This window comes from Sorangium sp. So ce385 (genome assembly GCF_051474135.1).
Classification (GTDB): domain Bacteria; phylum Myxococcota_A; class Polyangia; order Polyangiales; family Polyangiaceae; genus Sorangium; species Sorangium cellulosum_D.
In genome coordinates, this window is sequence record NZ_CP150337.1 from 2,182,308 (window position 1) to 2,203,911 (window position 21,604).

16 protein-coding genes are annotated in these 21,604 nt (G+C 72.9%); 9 read left to right on the forward strand and 7 right to left on the reverse strand.

Going from position 1 to position 21,604, the window contains the following annotated elements:
* Nucleotides 1–71: 71 nt before the first annotated feature.
* The 4 genes from WME83_RS08025 to WME83_RS08040 all read left to right on the forward strand — a co-directional run bounded on the left by WME83_RS08025 (nt 72) and on the right by WME83_RS08040 (nt 6,037).
* The gene (locus WME83_RS08025) at nt 72–1,850 is read left to right on the forward strand and encodes a protein kinase domain-containing protein (protein WP_437318667.1); all 1,779 of its coding nucleotides are present in this window, start codon (nt 72–74) and stop codon (nt 1,848–1,850) included.
* Between the two features lie 102 nt (nt 1,851–1,952).
* Entirely contained in the window at nt 1,953–2,945 is a 993-nt protein-coding gene (locus WME83_RS08030; protein WP_437318668.1) for a DUF362 domain-containing protein, read from the forward strand.
* Between the two features lie 4 nt (nt 2,946–2,949).
* Nucleotides 2,950–4,842, forward strand: a complete 1,893-nt coding sequence (locus tag WME83_RS08035) for a 4Fe-4S binding protein (protein WP_437318669.1) — start codon at nt 2,950–2,952, stop codon at nt 4,840–4,842.
* Nucleotides 4,843–4,894: 52 nt separating this feature from the next.
* Entirely contained in the window at nt 4,895–6,037 is a 1,143-nt protein-coding gene (locus WME83_RS08040; protein ID WP_437318670.1) for a hypothetical protein, read from the forward strand.
* A 66-nt stretch (nt 6,038–6,103) separates the two neighbouring features.
* Here the strand turns inward: WME83_RS08040 and WME83_RS08045 are convergent, their stop codons facing one another.
* Nucleotides 6,104–7,837 carry an ABC transporter permease gene (locus tag WME83_RS08045; RefSeq protein WP_437318671.1) on the reverse strand — a complete coding sequence of 578 codons (1,734 nt, stop codon included), beginning with the start codon at nt 7,835–7,837 and terminating at the stop codon, nt 6,104–6,106.
* Nucleotides 7,838–8,096: 259 nt separating this feature from the next.
* Here WME83_RS08045 and WME83_RS08050 point away from each other — a divergent pair, with 259 nt between their 5' ends.
* The 4 genes from WME83_RS08050 (at nt 8,097) to WME83_RS08065 (ending at nt 13,510) form a co-directional block, all read left to right on the forward strand.
* On the forward strand, nt 8,097–10,007 hold the full coding sequence (locus WME83_RS08050) for a protein kinase domain-containing protein (RefSeq protein WP_437318672.1): 1,911 nt from the start codon (nt 8,097–8,099) through the stop codon (nt 10,005–10,007).
* 52 nt (nt 10,008–10,059) lie between these two features.
* Nucleotides 10,060–11,445, forward strand: a complete 1,386-nt coding sequence (locus WME83_RS08055; protein ID WP_437318673.1) for a CCA tRNA nucleotidyltransferase — start codon at nt 10,060–10,062, stop codon at nt 11,443–11,445.
* Nucleotides 11,446–11,825: 380 nt separating this feature from the next.
* Nucleotides 11,826–13,145, forward strand: coding sequence for a hypothetical protein (locus WME83_RS08060; RefSeq protein WP_437318674.1), 1,320 nt, complete (start codon nt 11,826–11,828; stop codon nt 13,143–13,145).
* A 176-nt stretch (nt 13,146–13,321) separates the two neighbouring features.
* Nucleotides 13,322–13,510 (forward strand): hypothetical protein, encoded by a 189-nt coding sequence (locus tag WME83_RS08065; protein WP_437318675.1) that lies wholly within the window; start codon nt 13,322–13,324, stop codon nt 13,508–13,510.
* Here WME83_RS08065 and WME83_RS08070 read toward each other — a convergent pair.
* From WME83_RS08070 to WME83_RS08085, 4 genes are all read right to left on the reverse strand, one after another.
* Nucleotides 13,498–14,802, reverse strand: coding sequence for a guanine deaminase (locus WME83_RS08070; protein WP_437318676.1), 1,305 nt, complete (start codon nt 14,800–14,802; stop codon nt 13,498–13,500). The genes WME83_RS08065 and WME83_RS08070 overlap by 13 nt on opposite strands.
* Nucleotides 14,799–15,413 (reverse strand): SH3 domain-containing protein, encoded by a 615-nt coding sequence (locus WME83_RS08075; protein ID WP_437318677.1) that lies wholly within the window; start codon nt 15,411–15,413, stop codon nt 14,799–14,801. The genes WME83_RS08070 and WME83_RS08075 overlap by 4 nt, the downstream gene beginning before the upstream one ends.
* A gap of 90 nt (nt 15,414–15,503) precedes the next feature.
* Complete coding sequence (locus WME83_RS08080; RefSeq protein WP_437318678.1) at nt 15,504–16,595, reverse strand: formylglycine-generating enzyme family protein; 1,092 nt, start codon at nt 16,593–16,595, stop codon at nt 15,504–15,506.
* 15 nt (nt 16,596–16,610) lie between these two features.
* A complete protein-coding gene (locus tag WME83_RS08085) occupies nt 16,611–19,040 on the reverse strand; it encodes a sulfatase (RefSeq protein WP_437318679.1) in 2,430 nt (809 codons plus the stop codon).
* 251 nt (nt 19,041–19,291) lie between these two features.
* On the opposite strand from WME83_RS08085, the gene WME83_RS08090 reads away from it, so the two are divergent.
* Nucleotides 19,292–19,879, forward strand: a complete 588-nt coding sequence (locus WME83_RS08090; protein ID WP_437318680.1) for a Uma2 family endonuclease — start codon at nt 19,292–19,294, stop codon at nt 19,877–19,879.
* A 400-nt stretch (nt 19,880–20,279) separates the two neighbouring features.
* Here WME83_RS08090 and WME83_RS08095 read toward each other — a convergent pair whose 3' ends face one another.
* Nucleotides 20,280–20,753, reverse strand: coding sequence for a response regulator (locus tag WME83_RS08095; RefSeq protein ID WP_437318681.1), 474 nt, complete (start codon nt 20,751–20,753; stop codon nt 20,280–20,282).
* A gap of 285 nt (nt 20,754–21,038) precedes the next feature.
* Nucleotides 21,039–21,446: a tRNA (N6-threonylcarbamoyladenosine(37)-N6)-methyltransferase TrmO gene (tsaA, locus tag WME83_RS08100; RefSeq protein ID WP_437318682.1), complete on the reverse strand. Its 408-nt coding sequence runs from the start codon at nt 21,444–21,446 to the stop codon at nt 21,039–21,041.
* Nucleotides 21,447–21,604: the final 158 nt, after the last annotated feature.

Here is a 21,604-nt window from a genome sequence, read left to right on the forward strand (position 1 = left end):
CGGCGCCCGCCGTCTCCCGCCTGCCGGCTTTTTTCTCCGCGCTCGCCGCTTCCGCTACCCTGGCAACCGCCGTGCCGCCCGCCGATCCGAGCCTCCGCACCACGATGGTCCACGCGTTCGCCGTCACGGTGGCGGACCCGTCGAGCCTGGTGCGCACCACCTCGCGCGGCGGCACCGACGACCCCGCGACCAGCAGCCGCGGCCCCTCGATCCTCCCCGACGTCGGCCAGATCGTCGGCGGGCTCTACCGGCTCGGGCGCCTCCTCGGGCAGGGCATGTTCGGCAAGGTCTACGTCGCCCAGCGCATCGACGTCCCCGAGCACCAGGTCGCCCTCAAGCTCATGCCCCGCTCGCTGTACGCGATGCGGAACGTGGAGCGCGAGCTCGTCATGCTCGCCACCGTCGGCCACCCGCACGTCGTCCAGCTGAAGGACCACGGCATGAACGCCGACTACGTGTGGCTCACCATGCCCGTCTACGAGGGCGAGACCCTCGCGCAGCGCCTCGAGCGCAGCCCCCTCGGCATGCGCGAGGCGCACGACATCTTCCTGGCCGTCGCGCGCGGGCTCGAGGCGCTCCACACCGCAGGGCTCCGCCACCAGGACGTGAAGCCCGACAACATCTTCCTCGCGAGGTTCGCCGGCCGCGTCCACCCGATCCTGCTCGACCTCGGCGTGGCCGCGGAGCGCGAGGCCTCCTTCTGCGCAGGCACGGCGCTCTACGCCTCGCCCGAGCAGATCCGCGCGCTGAACGGCTTCCCCGGCGTCGTGCCGCTGAGCGAGAAGATGGACACGTACGGGCTCGCCACGACCCTCCTCTACTCGCTCGTCAACCCGAGGGACTTCCCGGGCGAGTCCGCGCAGACCCGCACCGAGCTCGCCGCCTCCCACGACGTCCGCGCCGACAAACCGCTCGCCGACAACGCGCTGCCCGACCTCACCGGGCGCCCGCGCCAGATGTTCCAGGACGCGCTCCGGCGGTGGCTCGCGATCGACCCGAACGAGCGCCCGTCGATGACCCAGCTCGCCGAGGAGCTCGACGTGCTGCTCGAGCCGGAGCGCGAGGCCGAGCGCGAGGCCGAGCGGCTGCGGATCAAGCAGAAGACCTCCTACCTGCGCGTGCGCATCGCGGCCGGCGCGATGACCCTCGTCGGCTGCGCGGTCGTGCTGCTCGGCTTCTCGAAGCGCGAGACCCTGCGGCTCGCCAACGAGCTCGAGCACGCCCGCCAGAAGGGCGCCGAGTCGTTCGACAAGCTCGACACCTGCGTCGCGTCCCACCAGATCGCAGCGTCCGAGGCGAACGCGTGCCGCACCGCCCGCGAGCAGGATCGCGCGGAGTTCAACGAGACGCTCGCCACCCTCCAGAAGAGCGGATCCATGACGGAGGCGGAGCACGCCCGCCAGATCCAGTCGCTGCACGCGACCCAGGCGGTGCGCCTCAAGGCCTGCGAGGACGACGCCGCCGCCGCGCAGAAGACCGCCATGGCGGACCGCGAGCGGCTCGCCGAGGCCGAGAAGGCGCGCGCGGCGATGGCCGCCGAGCGCGACGAGGCCAAGGCGCTCGCCGAGCAGCGCGCCGCCGAGCTCGCCGCCGCGACGCAGCAGCGCGCCGCCTGCGACGCGGAGCGCGCGAGCTGCGCCGCCGAGCGCGACCGCCTGAGGGCCGAGGCGGCCGATCCCTACGACGCGCCGCCCTCGCCGGGGAAGCCGGCGGCGCCCGCCGCGAGCGGCGCGCTGCCGCAGCTGCCGCCGCCGCCGGCGAGCGCGCCCCCCGCGGCGGGCGCGTCCCCGGCGGCGGGCGCGACGGCGACCCCGGCGGCCTCGTCGCCGTCCACCGCCGCTCCTCCCTGATCGCCGGCGCTGGAAGGCGGCCCACGTCGTCGCCGCCAGGCCGCCTCTGCTTGTGGCAGCCGCCCGGGGAGGCTATCCGTAGGGCCAGGGAAGGCGAGGGCCATGGGTGACATCTCTCGACGTGAAGTGCTGCGTCGGCTGGGCGCAGCGGGCCTCGTCCTCGGGGGCGCGGCCGGGGTCGCGGCGGCCCGGTGGGACCGCGGCGGCAGCGCCGCCGCCGCCGCCGAGCGCCAGCAGACGCGCGACTACCGGCTCCGCGACGCGCCCGCGGGGGTGCCCCAGCTCGTCGTCGCCCGCGCCGGCGCCGAGGCGCTCGCCGGGGGCGCGCCGGACCCCGCCGCCCTGGTCCGCAAGGCGGTCGACGCGCTCGGCGGGATGCGCCGCTTCATCTCGCGCGGCGACGTCGTCGTCGTGAAGCCCAACATCGGGTGGGACCGCACGCCCATCCACGCCGCCAACACGAACCCCAAGGTCGTGGCCGAGGTGGTGCGCCTCGCCTACGACGCCGGCGCCAAGAGCGTCATCGTGACCGACGCCTCGTGCAACGAGCCGAACCGCTGCTTCCAGCGCTCCGGCATCTGGAAGGCCGCGTACGACGTCGGCGCCGAGGTCGTCATCCCCGCCGCGCACCGCTTCCGCGGCATGCGCCTGAAGGGCGAGGTGCTCGACGACTGGCCCGTCTACACGCCGCTCGTCAACGCGGACAAGGTCATCAACGTCCCGATCGCGAAGCACCACAACCTGTCGAAGTACACCGCGGCGATGAAGAACTGGTACGGGGCGCTCGGCGGCCGGCGCAACCGCCTCCACCAGAACATCGACGTGTCGATCGCCGACCTCGCGACGTTCATCCAGCCGACGCTCACGATCGTGGACGCCGTCCGCGTCCTCATGCGCAACGGGCCGCAGGGCGGGAACGTCGCCGACGCGAAGGACATGCACACCGTGATCGCGACGACCGACCAGGTCGCCGCCGACGCGTACGGGTGCCAGCTCATCGGCCGCAAGCCCGAGGAGATCCCGTACCTCAAGATGGGCCACGAGCGGGGCCTGGGCACGATGCACTGGCAGAACCTGCGGCTCGCCGAGGTGTAGTATCATGGCAGACTCCGATTCGACGCCGGCCGGGCCGGCGCACCGTCCCCCGGCGGCTGCAGCGGCCGCGGCGCCCGCGAAGGCGAGCCCCCACGGCGCGACGGCGCCCGCGGGGCCGACACGCGAAAAAACCTGGACCGCGCTGCTGCGCAGGGCGGGCGCGATCGTCCGGCCGGGCGCGAAGCGGCGGCCCGGCTCGGGGCTGCCGGCGCGCAAGACGATCCAGGTGCTCGTCTGGGTGCGCCGCGCCGTGCAGGCAGGCTGCCTCGGGCTGTTCCTCTACTTCCTGTTCCAGACCGGCTTCCGCGGCTCGTTCGCCTCGTCCGAGGCGCGCGTCCGCCTGCCGCTGCCCGTCGAGGGGTTCCTCCTCGCCGACCCGTTCGTCGGCGCGATGACCCTGCTCTCGACGCACACCGTCTACCGCGGCCTGCTCTGGTCGCTCGGGATCCTCGCGCTGACGCTCGTCTTCGGGCGCGTGTTCTGCGGCTGGATCTGCCCGTTCGGCACGCTCCACCACTTCTTCGGGTGGATCTTCCCGTCGCGCTACGGCAAGGGCGGCAAGCGCGTCGAGGCGAACAAGACGTACGCGCGGCAGCGGGTGAAGTACTACCTGATGTACGCGTTCCTCGCGGCGAGCGTGGCCGGCAGCGTGATCGGCGGCCTGTTCGATCCGATCTGCGTGGCCGTCCGGGCGATCGGCCTCGCGGTCATCCCGGCGGCGCAGTACGTCGCCAGCGTGGTGACCGGCTCCGCGACCGCGACCGGGAGCCGGCCGGTGCAGGTCGCCGCGGACCACGCGCAGGATTTCCTGGCCGCGAGCGTGTGGCAGACGAAGCAGTTCTACTTCCACCAGGCGTGGTTCGTCGGGATCCTGTTCATCGCGATCCTCTTCATGAACCGCTTCATCCCGCGCTTCTGGTGCCGCGTGCTCTGCCCGCTCGGCGCCTTCCTCGGGGTGTTCGCCCGCTTCGCGCTCTTCGGGATGCAGAAGGATCACGCGAAGTGCACCGACTGCAACCTGTGCCTCGTGCACTGCCAGGGCGCCGACTCGCCCCAGGGCGGGGTGAAGTGGCGGCAGGACGAGTGCCACATGTGCCTCAACTGCGAGAACGCCTGCCCCGAGGACGTCATCAAGTTCCGCTTCCTGCCGAACCGGAAGAGCGCCCTCGTGACGCCCGACACGGGCCGCCGCACCGCCCTCGCGACCGCCGCCGCCGGCGCGGTGATCATCCCGACGGCGCGCATCGCCGACGTGCTCGACGCGAACTACGACCACCGCGTCATCCGGCCGCCGGGCTCGGTCGAGGAGCGCGAGTTCCTCGAGCGCTGCATCCGGTGCGCCGAGTGCATGAAGGTGTGCCCGAACAACGCGATCCACCCGGCGTTCTTCGAGGCGGGGATCGAGGGGATCTGGACGCCGATCGTCATCCCGCGCATCGGGTACTGCGAGCACTCGTGCGTCCTCTGCGGCGACGTGTGCCCGACCGGCGCGATCCAGAAGATCACCGAGGAGCAGAAGATGGGGATCGGCCAGAAGCCGATCTCGATCGGCACCGCGTTCTACGACCAGGGGCGCTGCCTGCCGTGGTCGATGAGCGTGCCGTGCATCGTGTGCGAGGAGTTCTGCCCGACGTCGCCCAAGGCGATCTGGGTCGAGGAGGTCGACATCCCGAAGCGCGAGCCCGTGCCCGCGGAGCACGGCAAGGAGCCGCCGATGAAGATGGTCCACGTGCAGCGCCCGCACGTCGATCCGTCGCTCTGCATCGGCTGCGGCGCGTGCGAGAAGGTCTGCCCGGTGCAGGACAAGCCCGCGGTCTACGTCACCAGCGTCGGCGAGACCCGGTCGAAGACGAACGTCATCCTCCTTGAGGACACGGATTACAACAAGGCATCTTGACCCGGGCGCGCGCCTGCTCCGCGCCCCGGGAACACGGCAGGAGGCAGCTCGGGTGCGCACGCTTCGCTTGTTCGGGATCTTCTCGCTGGCCGCGCTGTGGGGCGCGTCCGGCTGCGGCGAGCCGTTCACGGCGGCCGAGGCGTCGGCCGCGTCGTCGTCGAGCGCGGGGGGCGGCGGGGGCGGCGGCGGCGGCGACGGGGGCGGGGGCGGCGCCGCGACGTCGTCGTCCTCCTCGGCGGGAGGCGGCGGCGAGGGCGGGTGCGCGGCGTGCAAGGCCGGGGAGTTCTGCACGGCCAGCGAGACGTGCGTGCGCTGCGCCGACCGGGTCGGCGCGCTGTCGTTCGGCGCGCCGACGGCGATCGAGGTCGAGGGGTCGAAGCCCGCGTTCCCGCGCGTGCGCGAGGAGCCCGCCGAGGGCGAGGGCACGGCGACGCAGCGGCTCGTCTACGTGGCCACGTTCGGGTCGAGCGACGCGCAGATCGCCACGGCGACCGGGCGGCCCTGGACGGCGGGCGAGGTGGTCGAGAGCCCCGCGGTCAACTCGCCGCAGTCGGAGTCGGGCCCGCTCCTCCTGCCCGTCGACGCGCCCTCGCCGCGCGCGGACTTCCCCCTGGGCTCGCTGCTCTTCGATCGCGTCCTCGCGGGGCCGGGCAGCCTGCCGCTGCTGTTCGTCGCGGACGAGCTCCGGGCGACCCGGGCGGAGACGTTCGACGTGCTCAACCTGGACGGGGGGAGCCACTCGGTGGCGGTGGCCCACGGCGTTCGGCCCTACCGGTACTGGTTCATGAACAAGCACCAGGAGGGCGGGCAGATCACGAGCCGGCTCCTCACGATGCGCGCCGACGACGCGGAGGCGCGGGAGCTCTACATCGTCCTGCCCGGCGACTGCCCGGCGCAGGGCGACGACCTCGCGCCGTGGGTGACGCCCGATGGGAGCCTGCTCTTCTTCCAGGCGCCGTACAGCGCGCGGGGCGACTGCGCGCAGGCGTCGGTGCTGCGGAGCTTCTACGTGCGGCTCGGGGCCGACGGGCTGCCCGTGCCCGGGGAGAAGGCCAAGATGCTGCTGGCGAGCCTCAAGCCGGAGATCGCCGTCATGACGCCGTCGCTCTCGCCCGATGAGTGCACGCTCTACGTCGCGTCCGACCTGGACATGGCCGACCGGCGGCAGCGGCTCTACGCGGCCTCGCGGCGGTAAGACGGCCTCGGCGAGGTGCCCGGCCCTCGGGGGGGAGGGCCGGGGAGCGCGGTCAGGAGGGGGAGATCACTGCGCGCGGAAGCCCTCGGCGGGGCGCAGGCGCCCGGCGTACAGGCTCGGCGCGACGGTGGCCAGGAGGCAGATGAGGATGGCGACATCGCCCGTGATCGCGAACGCCTGCGGGGTCGCGTGCACAGGGAGCCGGGAGATGAAGTAGACCTTCGGGTCGAGCGGGAAGCCGTAGACCAGGAGCCCCTTGCACACCGCCACGCCGAGCAGGAGCCCCAGCGTGGTGCCGGCGAGGCCGATGATCCCACCCTGGTACAGGAAGATGCGCAGGATCTCGGAGTCGGTCGAGCCCATCGCCTTGAGGACCGCGATCTCCTTCTTCTTGTCGAGCACCACCATGATCAGCGTCGCGATCACCGTGAACGCGGCGACCACGATGATGAGCCCCAGCACGACGCTCATGAGGAGCTGCTGGACGACCAGCGCGGTGAAGAGCCCGTGGTTCAGCTCCTCCCAGTCCATCGTGTAGTAAAGCCCGTTGCTGAGGAGGTTCGTGATCTCGCGCGCGATGTTGCTGGCGTTGTCGATGTCATCCACCTTCATCTCGACGCCGGTCACCGTGTCGCCGTGATCGTAAAACGCCTGCGTCTCGTAGAGATCGGCGTACGCCAGCTTGGTGTCGTACTGCTCGAAGCCCGCCTCGAAGAGCGCGATGACCCGGAACTGCTTGGCGACCGGCGGCTTGATGGCGCCGTCCGAGAACGAGAAGCCGATGGTCGGCGAGGTGACGGTGACGCACTCGCCGATGTCGAGGGACAGGTTCTTCGCCAGCCCAGCGCCGATGACGATGCCCGGCAGCTTGGCGACCTTCTCCTTGTCCGCGCAGGGATCCGGATCGACCTCGGGCGGCAGCTCGTCGTCCTCGGGCAGCTTGCTGCCGTAGCCGCCCTCCGGCTCGATCGCCCCCTGGGGGGCCCCCTCGGCGATCGCGAGCTCGGCCTCCTCGGCGCCAGCTTCCTCGGCGATGTCAGGCTCGGCCGGCGGAGCCGCAGGCTCGGCGCCGGCGTCCCGCGCGGCCGCCTTGCGCTCGTCCTCCAGGATGCGCTCCTCGTACGCCTTCAGCAGGTCGAGCTCGCCCGCGTCGGGCTCGAGCGCGCCGCGGGCGCCCTTGTCCAGGAGAGGGACGTCGGGCAAGGACGGCGACGGCGGCGGCGCGCGCTCGGCCGGCTTCGCCCCGGGGCGCCGCAACCCGCTGAGATCGCCGCCCGGGAGGACGTACCGGGGCAGATCGAGCACCGGCATGGCGGCGCCGTCGGCGCCCACACCGAGGCTCCTGGCCGGGTCGACCCCCTTCACGAGCACGTTGGTCGCGGTGGCGTCGCCGTGCGTCAGCATCATGGGGTTGATGCTGAAGGGCGCCGCGCCGATGACGCCCGGCACCTTGGCGACCTGATCCATGACGGATCTGTATTCCCGAAAATCCGTGGAATACTTGATCACCAGGACGTGAGCGTTGACCCCGAGGACCTTGTCGCGGAACTCCGTCCGGAAGCCGCCGGTCACGCTGATCACGGTCGCGAGCGCCGCGACACCGAGCGCGACCCCGAGGATCGCGAACGTGGTGCCGACCGAAACGAACGCCCGCTTCTTGGAGCCGAGGTACTGCAGCGCGACGCGGATGGTGTAGCGCTGCGTCGCGATATCGTAAATCAGCGCGGCGAGAACCAGAAGAACTACGACATTGAGGGCAATCCCGGCCGTGTAGAGCACGACCTTGAGGGGGTAGCTCATCGCGGAGCCCTCCTAGCAGAACGCGGCGCGCGCGGCACGGTGCCCGCTGCGCCGCAGAGGCGCAGCGGCGCGGAGCCGCAGAAGGTAGCGCGGCTGTGCCCCGACGGGGCGGCCTCGCCCCGGCGCGCCATCGGATCGCCCGCGCGGGCTTCTGCGGGCGACGTCCGCAGGCCCTCGCTTCCCGGACCGAACACCTGCTAGGATCCGACCCTGCCGCTGATGCCGGCATGTGGCGTGCACCTCTGCCCGCGAGCCTTTCATGAGCGCCACCAAAAACGAGCACCACACCGCGCGCAGCAGAGTTTTCGAGCAAGAGGCAGGCGCGCTCGATGAGGCACCGGCGTCGCGCCCCACCGGCGCGGCTGGCGGCGCCCGCTCGTCCGGCGTCGGCACCGCGTTCGCGCCCGCCGTGGAGCCCGAGGGCGCGGGCGACGACGTGCCGGTGGACGTCGAGCTCCGGCCCTCGTCGAGGCCCTCCAGGTCGGGCTGGGTCGAGGGGCCGGACAGCGAGATCCCGCCGAGCTTCCGCGCGCCGCCGCCGCTGCGCCAGAAGACGCCGCGGCTCGGACGGCAGAGCGAGCCGGACGCCGACGAGATGAGCGGCAGGACGAGCGCGGCCCCGATCAGCGAGGCGGAGCCCTCCCTGGAGATCCCGCCGCCGGACGAGGTCGAGCCGCGCGAGCGGCGGCCGCCCGGCGCGAAGGATCCGTACATCGGGACGACGTTCGATCACCGGTACAAGATCGAGCGGCTGCTCGGCGAGGGCGGGATGGGGTTCGTCTACCTCGCCCGCCACAAGGTCATCGACAAGCGCGTCGCCGTGAAGGTGCTCCGCGCCGAGCTCGCGCGGGACCGCGAGATCTTCGAGCGCTTCGTGCAGGAGGCCCGCGCGGCGTCGAGCATCGGCAACCCGCACATCGTCGACATCTCCGACTTCGGCGACCTCCCGGACGGCTCCACGTATTTCGTCATGGAGTACCTGGAGGGCGTGAGCCTGGCGCAGCTCATCGACTCGCCGAACGAGCTGCCCATGGACCGCATCTGCCACATCGCGCTGCAGCTGTCCGCGGGCCTCGCCGCCGCGCACGACGCGGGCATCATCCACCGCGACCTCAAGCCGGACAACGTGTTCGTGGTGCCGCGCGGCAGCGATCCGAACTTCGTGAAGATCCTCGACTTCGGGATCGCGAAGGTGTCGACGAGCACGACGACCAAGCTGACGCGCGCCGGGGCGGTGTTCGGGACGCCGCACTACATGTCGCCCGAGCAGGCCGCCGGCGCGCCCATCGATCACCGGACCGACATCTACTCGCTCGGCGTGATGCTCTACGAGCTCGTGAGCCGGCAGCTGCCGTTCAACGCCGACAACTTCATGGGGATCCTGACGCAGCACATGTACAAGGCGCCGGTCCCCATCCGCGCGCTCGTCGGCGGCCCGGATTGCCCGCCCGGGCTCGAGGCGGTGATCCTGAAGTGCCTCTCCAAGAAGCCGGAGTCGCGCTACCAGTCGATGAGCGATCTCCACGACGACCTCGAGCGCGTGAGGAGCGGGGGCGTGCCCGGCGCGGTCGCGGAGATGATGGCGCGCTCGGGCGGCTTCAACGTGCCGCACGACTACTTCAAGACGTCGAAGGTGATCGTCCCGGCGACGCCGCCGTCGCCGCCGCGCTCGCCGTGGCCGCGCTACGTGTGGGTCGCCGGCGCGGCGGCCGCGGTGGGGATCGTGACCGCCATCTTCGTCATCGGCGCGAGCGGGTCCGCGCGGGACACGGCCCCGCAGGCGCAGAAGCCGCCGGTCGAGGCGCCCGCGGCCAAGCCGGCCCCCGAGCCGCCGCCCGCCGTCCAGAAGACGGTGGTCGCGCTGGCCGCCGTGCCGGAGACGGCGGTCGGCTACCGCAACGGCGTGGAGCTGAGGCTGCCCGCGAGCATCGACGTGGAGCAGGGGCAGACGGTCACGATCGACATCCGGGCCGAGGGGTACCACCCCAGCACGGTCGTGCTCGATGGGACGGAGCAGAGCAAGCTCGTGAAGCTCGTCGAGGTCGACGAGAAGGGCGGCGCGAAGGTGAGGCCCGGCGGGACGCCGCGCCCGCCGCCGCAGACGACGGCCAAGCCGCCCAAGGGCTCGGACGTCCGGGACCCCTGGGCGACCCAGAACCAGAAGAAGTGAGCGGCTGCGCGGCGCGGGCCCCGCTCTCCGGGCGCCGTGATAAGCCGCGGGGGTGACCCAGATAGCTCACCTCATCGACCTCGTCCCCGAGGATGTGCTCGGCATCTGTCGCCGCCTCCGCGAGCGCGGCAAGCGCGGCTGGATCGTCGGCGGCTGCGTGCGCGACCTGCTCCGGGGCGAGCCCGCCAAGGACTGGGACGTCGCGACCGACGCGCGGCCGGAGGAGGTCATGGCCGCGTTCCGGAAGGTGATCCCGACCGGGATCCAGCACGGGACCGTGACCGTCATGGTGCGCGGCGTGCCGTACGAGGTCACGACGCTGCGGGGCGACGGGACCTACAGCGACGGGCGGCGGCCGGACCGGGTCGAGTTCGTGGACGACATCACGGCCGATCTCGCGCGGCGGGACTTCACCATGAACGCCATCGCGCTCGATCCGGTCGACGGGCACCTCATCGATCCGTTCGGCGGGCAGCGGGATCTCGAGGCGAAGGTCATCCGCGCGGTGGGGGATCCGGGCGAGCGCTTCGCCGAGGACGGGCTGCGGGTGCTGCGCGCGGCGCGGTTCGCGGCGACCCTGGAGGGGGCGCTCGATCCCGAGACCGAGCGCGCCATGGGCACCGCGCGGTCGCACCAGACGTTCCGCTGCGTGAGCGCGGAGCGGGTGCGCGACGAGTGGCTCAAGGCGATGCGCGCGCGCCGCCCGAGCGTGGCGTTCGAGATCATGCGGCGCACGGAGCTGCTCGGGATCACCTGCCCGGAGATGATGGAGTCGGTCGGGTGCGAGCAGAACCGCTGGCACGCGTACGACGTGTGGGGGCACGCGATGGCCTGCCTCGACGCGTGCAAGCCGGATCCGATCCTCCGCGTGGCGGCGCTGATGCACGACATCGGCAAGCCGAGGACGCGCGAGTTCTCGGACAAGACCCACGACTACACGTTCTACGAGCACGAGCGGGTCGGCGCCGAGATGGCCGAGCCGATCCTGTCGCGGCTGCGCTTCTCCAACGACGAGCGGGCGCGGATCGTGGCGCTCATCCGTCACCACTTGATCTGCTACGACGACTCGTGGACCGACGCCGCGGTGCGGCGGTGGCTGCGGCGGGTGACACCGGCGCTCGCGCCGGATCTCTACGAGATCGGCGTCGCCGACGCGCTCGGCAAGGGGCGCGAGGTGACCGAGGACATCGCGACGATCGGGCGGCTCCGGGCGCGGGTGGAGGCGATGCTCGCCGCGGGCGCGGCGCTGTCGGCCAAGGATCTCGCGGTGAACGGCAGCGTGCTGATGAAGGAGCTCGGCATCGCGCCGAGCAGGCTCGTGGGGGAGATCCTGGAGCGGCTCGTCGAGCTCGTGACCGAGGAGCCCGAGGCGAACACGCCCGAGCGGCTGCTCGCGGCGGCGCGGGAGCTCGTCGCCGCGAAGGGGGCGGGCGCGTAAGGGTCGTCAGGGGGGAGTTGTCGACGAGGCTGCCCGGGCCTGCTCTGGCCTGCTCGGCGCGCGTCGCGTGTGCACGAGGGTGGTATCGACGGGACGCGCGGACCCTCCTTGTCGCGCGTCGCGCCCGTTCACCCGCGCTCGGCCATCTCCTCGCTCCTTAGGGCAGCCTGTCCCAGATCGCGAGTCCATCGGTCGCAGACAAGGTACATGAGCCGACAACGGTGGTCGGTTGTCTACCTGCCGTCAGCCTCGATTATTTCATGCCGATCGCATCCATCCGGACGTGTCTCGTGTAACATCCGTTGCTGCGCACTGTCGCGCCCCCCATTGGGAGGTCCATTTTGAAGCTCTCGACGAAGACGCTTGTTGGGCTGATTGGTTTGGGTTTGCTTGCGGCGGCGGCATCCATCGGTGGATGCTCCGGCGGGGGTGGTGAGGCGAGCTCCGGCAACAACGGCTCTGGCAGCGGCAGCGGCGGCGGGGGCGACGATACGACCGGGAGCGGGATCGGGGACGGCGGCGGGTTCCAGTTCGATGGAGGGACCGGGGACGCGTCGCTCAACGAGGACACCGCGTGTGTCGCGACGAAGCTGCAGGCCGATTACGAGCAGCGGCCTGCCGACATCATCTTCATCATCGACAACTCTGAGAGCATGACGGACGAGATCAACAGCGTCCAGCGGAACATCAACCAGAACTTCGCCTCGATCATCGAGCGGAGCGGCATCGATTACCGCGTCATCATGATCTCGAAGCACGGCAGCTCAGAGCTGGAGCAGTCGGTCTGCATCGAGGCGCCGCTCGGCAGCGGGAGCTGTTCGCCGGTCCCGACGGCCCCGAACACCAACCCGCCGCACTTCTACCAGTACAGCCTGGAGGTCAGCAGCCTCAACTCGCTCTGTCTCGCCATCGACACCCTGAAGGGCGCGACCCCGCCCAAGGGAGAGACCACCTCGCCCGGGTGGTCGCAGTGGCTGCGGCCGGACTCGCTCAAGGTGTTCGTCGAGATCACCGACGACGGCGTCGACTGCTCGACGATCTCGCTCGGCGCGGACCCCGCGAAGACCGACGACGGCGACATCGAGCTCAAAGACGTCGACGACGATGACATGGCGACCTTGGCCGGAGGCACCAAGTCGGCGGAGACCTTCGACGCGGCCCTGATGGCGATCGCGCCCGAGTACTTCGGCACGCCGAGCGCGCGCAACTACATGTTCTTCAGCTTCGTGGGCATCGTGGAGAACACGCCGCCGACCGAGCCCTGGCCGCCGGAGGAGCCCGTCACCTGGGAGCAGTGCCGGCCCGGCTCGGTCGACCCCGGGACGACGTACCAGACGCTCAGCGTGATGACCGGAGGGCTGCGATACCCGATCAACCAGGACGACACCTACGACGCCGTGTTCCAGGCGATCGCCGACAGCGTGATCTCGGGCGCGAAGCTGTCGTGCGAGATCGAGGTGCCCAAGGCGCCAGGCGGGCACTCGATCGATCTGGAGACGGTGCAGATCGAGTTCACGCCGAGCAACGGCGGGCAGAAGCAGACCTTCTCTCAGGTGAAGACCCCCGAGGAGTGCAAGCCGATGTCCTTCTACATCGAAGAGGGCATCATCCGGCTGTGCCCGGACACGTGCGCCATGGCGGTCCAGGACAACACGGCGGGCATGAACCTGCTCTACGGCTGCTCGGTCAACCCCAACTGAAGCGAGGAGGCGCTCCCGAGCGCATCGCGCCGGGAGCGCCGGTCCGAGGCATCGCCCGGCCGGCGAGCGCCGGCGCGGCGGATCGCGGGAGCCGGGCGCACGGGCCTGCTACCCTGCGAAGGCAGATGCGGGTCGATGTGGCGTGCCGTGCTGGCCACGGCGGAAGCGAGGAGCCCGTGGCGTTCACCCTGGGGGAGCGCCGCGTGCGGGTGACCGAGATCCTCGACCGGTGGCCAGGGGGCGATCACCACTACTTCAAGGTGCGCGGGGACGACGGGGCACGGTACATCCTGCGCCGCGATTTCGAGATCCTCGTGTGGGAGCTCGAGGTCTACGAGGCATCCACGGACGCCTACGATGAATGATGAGAGGGAGCTCCGGGGCGGCGGAGGTGGACGGGGCGGCCGCGGACGAAGGCGCGGTGGACCGCGGCGGTCTCGGGGGCGAAGACGAGGTGATTCAGCAGGTCCGCCTCGCCGAGGAGATGCTCGGGGAAACGGACGGCGATGAAGTCGGCTTCCTTGCCGGCCTCGAGGCTGCCGATGACGCGGCCGAGCCCGATGGCGTCGGCCGTGCCCTGCGTGGCCATGACGAAGAGCGCGGACGGGAGGAGGCGGTCGCCCAGGCAGAGGGCATTGTCGAAGGCGCTCGACATGCTGCGGCGCATGTCGAAGCTGCGCCCGGCGCCGACGTCGCTGCCCAGGCCGACCGAGACCGCGCGGGCGCGCGCGTCGCCGAGGCGCATGCGGCCGCTGCCCAGGAAGAAGTTCGAGTCGGGGCAGTGGACGACCGACGAGCGGGTCTCGGCGAGGCGGTCCCACTCGCGCGGCGTGAGGTGGATGCCGTGCGCGAGCAAGGCGCGCCCGGTGAGCAGGCCGACGCGGTCGTAGACGTCGATGTAATCGCGCGCCCACGGGTGCTCGCGCAGCGTGGCCTCGCCCTCGGCGGGCGTCTCGGCGACGTGCGTCTGCACGAGGAGGTCGTGATCGTGCGCGAGGAGCGCGGCCGCCTCCATCAGCCCGCGCGAGCACGACAGCGCGAAGCGAGGGGTGATCGCGAACTCGAGCAGCCCGCCGCCCGCGCCGTGCCAGCGCTGCACGAGCTCCCGGGCCATCGCGATCGCGTCGTCGCGAGGGACGCAGAGCGCCTCGGGGCAGTTCTGGTCCATGAGCGTGAGGCCAGCGATGCCGCGCAGGCCAGCGCGCGAGAGGGCGTCGAAGAGCTGGTCGGTCGCGCCGGCGCACGAGCTGGAGAAGGCCACGCACGTCGTCGTGCCCGACGCGATGAGGCGCGCCGTGAACTCGCCCGCGACGAGCGCGGCATAGCCGTCGTCGCGGAAGCGCGCCTCCTCGGGGAAGACCGACCGCTCCAGCCAGTCGAGCAGCGAGCCGCTGGCGCTGCCGATGATGCGCGTCTGCGGGAAATGGACGTGCGCGTCGATGAAGCCCGGCATCAACACCGACGGCCGCAAGTCCAGCACCGGCCCGCGGAAGGCGCCCGGGGCGAACGGCGCTGCCTCCACGATCCGACCGTCGCTGCCGACCACGAGCAACGCGTCGTCCAGGTAACGGAGCCGATGGCCGTTGGACGAGCCGGCGAGCGGGGTGAGCAGGCGACCGCGGTAGGCGCGCGGCGACTCCGGCGGCCGCGCGCTCATCGGATGGCGATCTCGCTCCGGCGCGCCCAGCCCATGACCATGTTGCCCCCGTCGTGCTTCATGACGAGCGCCCACGCGCCCGACTCGCGCATGACCATCACCAGCTCCCCCGCGGCGACGGCGCCGATGCGGGCGCCGTCCGCCCGCGGCTCCTCGAGCAGCGTGATGCTGCGCGCGGCGATGCCCGCCTGGAGGCGCGCGGGCGCGTCCGGATCGTCCTCCTCGTCGCCGCCGGCAGGGCCGTCGTCGTGCGGCGACCGCGGCTCGTCGGCGCCAGGGTCGTCATCGAAGGGGAAGCGGGCGCGGGCCTGCGCGCGACCCGCCGCCGGGGAGCGCCCCTCCAGGAGGTGCGCGAACCGGCCGGCGCTCTGCACCGGCGAGCGATCGTCGGCGAGGGCGCGCAGCACGATCGGCGCCGTCGGGAGCGCCGCGACGGCGGTGGCGGCGAAGAGCGCGAGCCCGGTCAGCCGATCGAGCCGGCGCGCGCGCGGCGGCGCGGGCGCGGCGCCCGGCGGCGGCTCCGCCCGGGCGGCGAGGCGCGTGCCGGCGTGCGCGGCGCGCACGTCGCGGGAGCCGGGAGAGGCACCCTGTCCGGCGGGGGAATCGTCCATCAGCGCAGAGGATACGCGCTGCGGCCAGCGCGGTCGACTGCGCGGCGGCGCGCGACGCCGCGGCCGAGGATCCGCCGGCCGGCGAGCGCGTCAGCGGAGCTCGCGCGGCAGCGGGGCGGCGGCAGGGTCGCCCGAGGCGGCGCGGTCGGCCGGCGCGGCGCCCGCGGCGCCCGGGTCCGCGCAGCAGCGGAAGCCCTGCTGGTAAAACATGTGGTTCTCGTCGTGCGAGCGGGTCGAGGGGCGGCAGCGCGTGCGGACCGGGCCCCAGTAGCCGCCCTTCAGGATGGAGGGGCGCTCGCCTTCGCGGACGGAACGGGTCCACTCGTCGATGTTGCCGGTCATGTCGTAGACGCCGAAGGGGCTCCGGCAGCGGGGCTGGACGCCGGACGGCATCCCCTGCCAGAGCCGATCCATCTCGGCCATGGCGGCAGGGCCGCCCCGCGGGCGCAGCGCGGTCTCGATGAACGCGCGCCACGGCTGGTCGACGACGCACGCTTCCGGGTCGCGGACGTAACCGTACGGGTAGGGGCGCGCCTCCTCACCTTCGCAGGCGAAGGTCCACTCGGCCTCGTCGCAGAGGCGCTTGCCCTCCTCGGCGCAGAGCTCGCCCGCCTCGTAGAACGAGACGAGGATGAACGGATAGACACCCTTCTGGTTGGGGTACTCGTAGCGATCGATGCAGAAATGCATCGGCTTCGTGTCGAGATTGCTCGACATCGCGAGCCACGTTTCGCGATCGAACTCCGCGCACCGTTCCGGGTAATCCCGGCTGATCCAGTGTTTGCAGGTCGTCCGCTGCATCTCGTCGATGGAGCGCAGGTCGCCCTGGGCCTTCGGCGTGGGGTCGAGCTTCATGAGGCCGGAGACCTCGACCATGCCCGTCGGACAGACGCCGCGGTTGCCCTCGAGCTGGTCGGTGGCCTCGCGCGACTCGGCGGGGGACGACGCGATCTGCCAGTGGCGGTCGCGCACGAGGCGCCACTCGAACCGGAGCCGGCGCGGCAGCGCGCCCGTGATCGCGCCCGTGGCGAGCGTCGGCGGCACGGCCGGCGCCTCGGCGAGCCGCAGCACGAGCAGCGCGAGGCCGGCGACGCCCAGCGCGAAGCCGGCGGCGACGGCAGCGCGCAGCGCCCTCGCGCGGGGGGGCGCGGGCTTCCGCGGCGAGTGGGCGTACCTGTGCATGCTCCCTCGCGTAGATTACTGCGCGGGGGACTCGAAGGCAGACAACTTTTCACGAAGCCGCGCCACGTCGCCCTCGCGCTCCTCGGACAGGTCGCGGGTCTCGCGGGGATCGCTCTCGAGATCGAACAGGAGCATCCGGTCGCGCTTCTTGCGCTTGAGGACGAGGAGCTTGAGGTGACCGTCGACGACCGCCGCGCGGCGGGCGGTGCGGGCGAACACCGGTCCGCGGGGCGCGCGGTCCGCGCCGGCGGCGATGGCGGCGAGGGAGCCGCCCTCGACGGCCGCGGCGTCCGCGCCGCCGAGATCGAGGACGGTGGGCGCGATGTCGATCGTGCTCACCGGGTGCGGGTAGCGGCCGGGCGCGGCGCCGGGGAGGGCGACGACGAGGGGGACGCGGATCGCCTCCTCGTAGAGCTCGACCCCGTGGCCGACGGAGGCGTGCTCGCCGAGGCCCTCGCCCTGCGCGCCGTGGACGATGATCGCGGTGCGGCCGGCGCGGGGGCCGCTGGCCACGGCGTCGAGCAGGGCGCCGAGCTGCCGGTCGACGTAGGCGATCTCGCCGTCGTAGGCGGCCGTCCTGCCGGCGCCGAAGCGGATGCCGGGGTGGCTGAGGTAGCGCTCGTGGGCGTCGAAGAGGTGGAGCCAGAGGAAGACCGGCTGGGCGCGCTGGGCGTAGCCGTCGAGGAGCTCGATGGCCTTCTTGACGGCGAGGTGGCCGGTCGCCTCGCGCTCGGGGTGGGCCTCGCCGTAGACGGTCTCGAAGCGGTCGAACCCCTGGTCGAAGCCGCGCTCCTGGCTGATCCACGTGAACGAGCTGACCGCGGCGGTGAGGTAGCCGGCGCGCTTCATGCGCTCGGCGAGGGTGTCGTTCTCGGGCAGCAGCGTCGGCCACGCACGGCGGTCGCGCGCCGCCCGGTTGAGGCGGCGGCCGGTGACGAGGGGCGCGATGGCCCGCTGCGTCTCGCTCGAGGCGGCATAGGCGCGCTCGAACAGCACGCCGCGGGCCGCGAGCTGGGCGAGCCGCGGGCTCGTGTCGCGGGCGTAGCCGTACGCCGACGTGTGGTCGGCGCGCACCGTGTCGAGGGTGACGAGGAGGATGTCGGGGCGCCCCGGCGCGGACGTCGCGGCGGCGGCGGGGGCCGCGGTGGCGGTGGCGGGGGCTGCGGTGGCGGTGGCGGGGGCCGCGGCGGCGGTGGCGGCCACCACGGCGGCGGCGGGGGCGGTGGTCCTGGTCAGGACGGCCGGGACGACCGCGCCGCCATCGTCGCGCGCCGCGGGCGCGGCGGCGGCGCGCGCCGGCGCGGCGGGAGCGGCCGGCGGGGCGCTGGCAGGGGCAGGGAGGCCCGCGACCGCCCGGGCGGGCCGGGAGGCGTCGCCCTGGGCCGCAGCGCCGCAACCCTGGTCGATGCCGTCGCCCGGGATGTCCGGCGCGCCGTGGTACCGCGTGGGGTCGCCCTCGTCGCAGTCGAGGCCGCCGAAGTGCGCGCCCATCCCGTCGCCGTCGCGGTCGGTCCACCGCTCGAGCGCGCCGAAGAGGGTGGCCGCGAGGCCGCCGCCGGCGCGGACGGCCTGGCCGAGCGCGGGGAACGACTCGACCCGGGCGGTCGCGGTCATGAGGACCAGGGCGGCGAGCGGGACGCCTGCGAGGCCGGCGACGCGGCCGACCGCGGCGCTGAGGTCGACGCTGGAGACGAGCGCGGTCGCCACGAGCGCGATGGCGCCGTCGACGATGGCGGCGCGCACGGCGGCGCCGGCGTCGCCGGCGGTGCTGCCGGCGAAGGCGGCGAGCGGCGCGAAGGCGGCGACGAGGGGGAGGGCGCCGATGGCGGCGCCGGCGACGGCGAGGATCCACGGCTTCACGCCGCGGGCGGCGAGGCGGTCGCCGAGCGCGACGAGGCGCTGGGTGAGGAGCGCCGCGGCGGCGACGCCGGCGAGGCCGAGGACGCCGAAGGTCGCGCCGGCGAGGCCGCGGTGGTGGGTCGTCGCCTTGAGGAGGGCGGCGAGCGCGGCGAGCACGGGCACGGCGACGCCGATCCACAGCGCGACGCGGAGGACCGCGAGGCGCTCGCCGCCCGCGCCGACGATGCCGCGGAAGCCGCGGCCGGCGGCGCGCGAGAGGATGATCGCGAGCGTGACGAGCGGGAGCAGGACCGCGGTGCCGACGAGGAGCCCGTCGAGGAACGACGCGCCGGCGCGGGCGGTGCGCAGCGCGGTCGGGACCGCGGAGAGCGACGCGACGCCGAGGCCGAGCACGCAGGCCTCGCCGAGGCGGGTGGTCCAGGCGCTGCGGCGCGGCGGCGGGGGGGCGGACCGCGCCGGCGGGGGGGCGGACCGCGCCGGCGGCGCGCTCGGGCGGGCGGGCGGGCCGCTCGGGGATCGCGGCGGGACGCTGTCGTGGGCGCCGGCGGCGCTCGGCGGCGGGGGACCTGGTTCGGCGGTGATCATGGGCACACTGGGGGGAGGGCCGCGCGGGCGCCTCGCGAGGGCCTGTCGCGCCTGGCCGCGAGGTCGTGCGCCCTGCAGAACGGGGGCCTACCATCGGTGCACGGAACCGGAAAGTATCCTGCGGGAGCGGATGGGCTGGGGGCGGCGGGGAGGGGCGCGCTAGAGCGTCGCGCCGGGGCCCGCGCGGCGCCGGGCGCAGGCGCGCAGGCGCGCTGGCGGGCTGCGGGCAGCTGCGGCACCATGGCGGAGCCGTGCCGCTCCCTGCGCGCAAGCTCGCCACGATCGCGGACCTGCTGGCCATCCCCGAGGCGCAGCGGTTTCACGAGATCGTCGACGGCGAGCTCGTCCCGAAGGCGATGCCCTCGCCGAAGCACGGCGGGGCCCAGGCGTCGCTCGCCGGGATGGTGTTCCGACCCTACAACCGTCGGCCGGGAGGGCGCTGGCCCGGAGGGTGGTGGTTCGCCACCGAGGTCGAGGTGGAGCTCGAGGAGCACGAAGTCTACCGTCCGGACGTGGGGGGCTGGCGGCGCGAGCGGCTCCCCGAGCTGCCCGAGAAGACGCCGATCCTGGTGCGTCCCGACTGGGTCGGCGAGGTGCTGAGCGCATCGAACGCGCGCAACGATGTCGTGAAGAAGCAGCGCACGTACCACCGATGCCAGGTGCCCCATTGCTGGATCGTGGATCCCATGAACGAGGTGCTCACCGTGCTTCGCTGGACGGAGGGCGGGTATCTGAACGTGCTCACGGCGGAGCGGGGCGAGCGGGTCAGGGCAGAGCCGTTCGACGCGATCGCGTGGCCCGTCGGCGTGCTCTTCGGGGACGACCCGGACGAGGAGTAGCTCGGCCGTCGGGTCGGGCGCTTCGACGAGGCAGGGAGCGGGGCGCTCAACCCGGGTCGGGGCGCTCAACCCGGGTCGGGGACCTCAACCTGGGTCGGGGCGCTCAACCCGGGTCGGGGCGCTCAACCCGGGTCGGGAGCTCAACCCGGGTCGGGGCGCTCAACCCGGGTCGGGGCGCTCAACCCGGGTCGGGGACCTCAACCCGGGTCGGGGCGCTCAACCCGGGTCGGGACCTCAACCCGGGTCGGGGCGCTCAACCCGGGTCGGGGCGCTCAACCCGGGTCGGGACCTCAACCCGGGTCGGGACCTCAACCCGGGTCGGGGACCTCAACCCGGGTCGGGACCTCAACCCGGGTCGGGACCTCAACCCGGGTCGGGACCTCAACCCGGGTCGGGGACCTCAACCCGGGTCGTCCGGCGCCGGCCGCGCCGCGATCACCCGGCTCATCACCCCGCGCAGCGCGTCGAGGTCGAACGGTTTGTCGAGCACCGCGGCGGCGCCGAGGGAGCGCGCCAGCGCGTGGGTGGAGCTCTCGCCGAAGGCGGTGATCAGGACGATGGGCGGCCGGCGCCGCACCGCGGACAGGCCCGCGAGCACCTCCATGCCCGTGAAGCACGGCATCTGGATGTCGCTGACGATCGCGTCCACGTGCGCAGGCGGATCCCGGCCAGAGAACCAGGGGAGGAGGTAATCGAGGAGCTCCAGGCCGTTCTTCGCCTCGACGACCTCGAAGCCGTCACACTTCAACGTGGACGCCAGCAGCGCCCGCATCTCGTCGTCATCCTCGGCCACGAGCACCCGGCAGCCCGCGCCGTACCGGTCGGCGGGCGGAGGGGGCGGCGGATCGCCGACCCACGGGTCGATGAGGCTCATGCACAGCTCCTTCCGCCAGCCATCCCGTGCCGACGAGGCCGGCGAGCACGCGCACTGCACGTCGTATGCCTCGTGCCGTCAGGGCCCAGGAGCCGGCCTGACCAGGGGAGTTTTGCCCCACCCGGGGAGGTTCGGGACGCCCTGCGTGGACCGGCCGTCACGGTCGACGCGACGGAGCCGACGGCGCCGGTCGATCGCGGGCGCCGGGCGGCAAGCTCGCGGCTCTCGACGCTCGCGCCCAGCTGGAGGTCGATCGGGCACGAGGTGCGTTCGACGTGCGGCCCCTCACTTCAGGACCGGCTTGATGTCGACGACCGGCGTTCCGTCGATGGCCTCGATGGGCCCGACGCGGAGGCGGTCGCCTTCGATGGCGCGCACGACGACGGGGTGGAGGCCGAGCGGGTTCGGTCGGTCCGGCGATCGCGTCGCGAAGACGCCTGTGAGCGGGTTGCTCGGGTCAGAGCGCGGGTGGACCTGGAGGACGTCGCGGCGCGCCTCGTGAAGCCACGTGATGAGGAGGATCTCGTCGCCGGCGACGAGCCCTTTCAGCGCCTCCGCCGCCCACGAATGCACCTCGACCCAGGCATCGGGCGCGCCCTCCGAGCCCTGCCTGGGCGCCTCGGCGCGGCCCTTGAGCGCGGACCGGATCACGCCGATCGGACGCAATCGAGCTTCGACGGACGCCGCTTCCATCGCCACGGTGCTCATGTCCCAGGGAGGGAAGCGAGGCGGCTCGAGGATGTCAATCCGAATCGGCCAACCGCAACGGTGTCGACCATCGAGCTGCGTAGTCGCTTTGAAGAGACCGAGCGTGTTTCGGTCGTCTCGGTGGTTCGCCGGTCTGTGTTCGA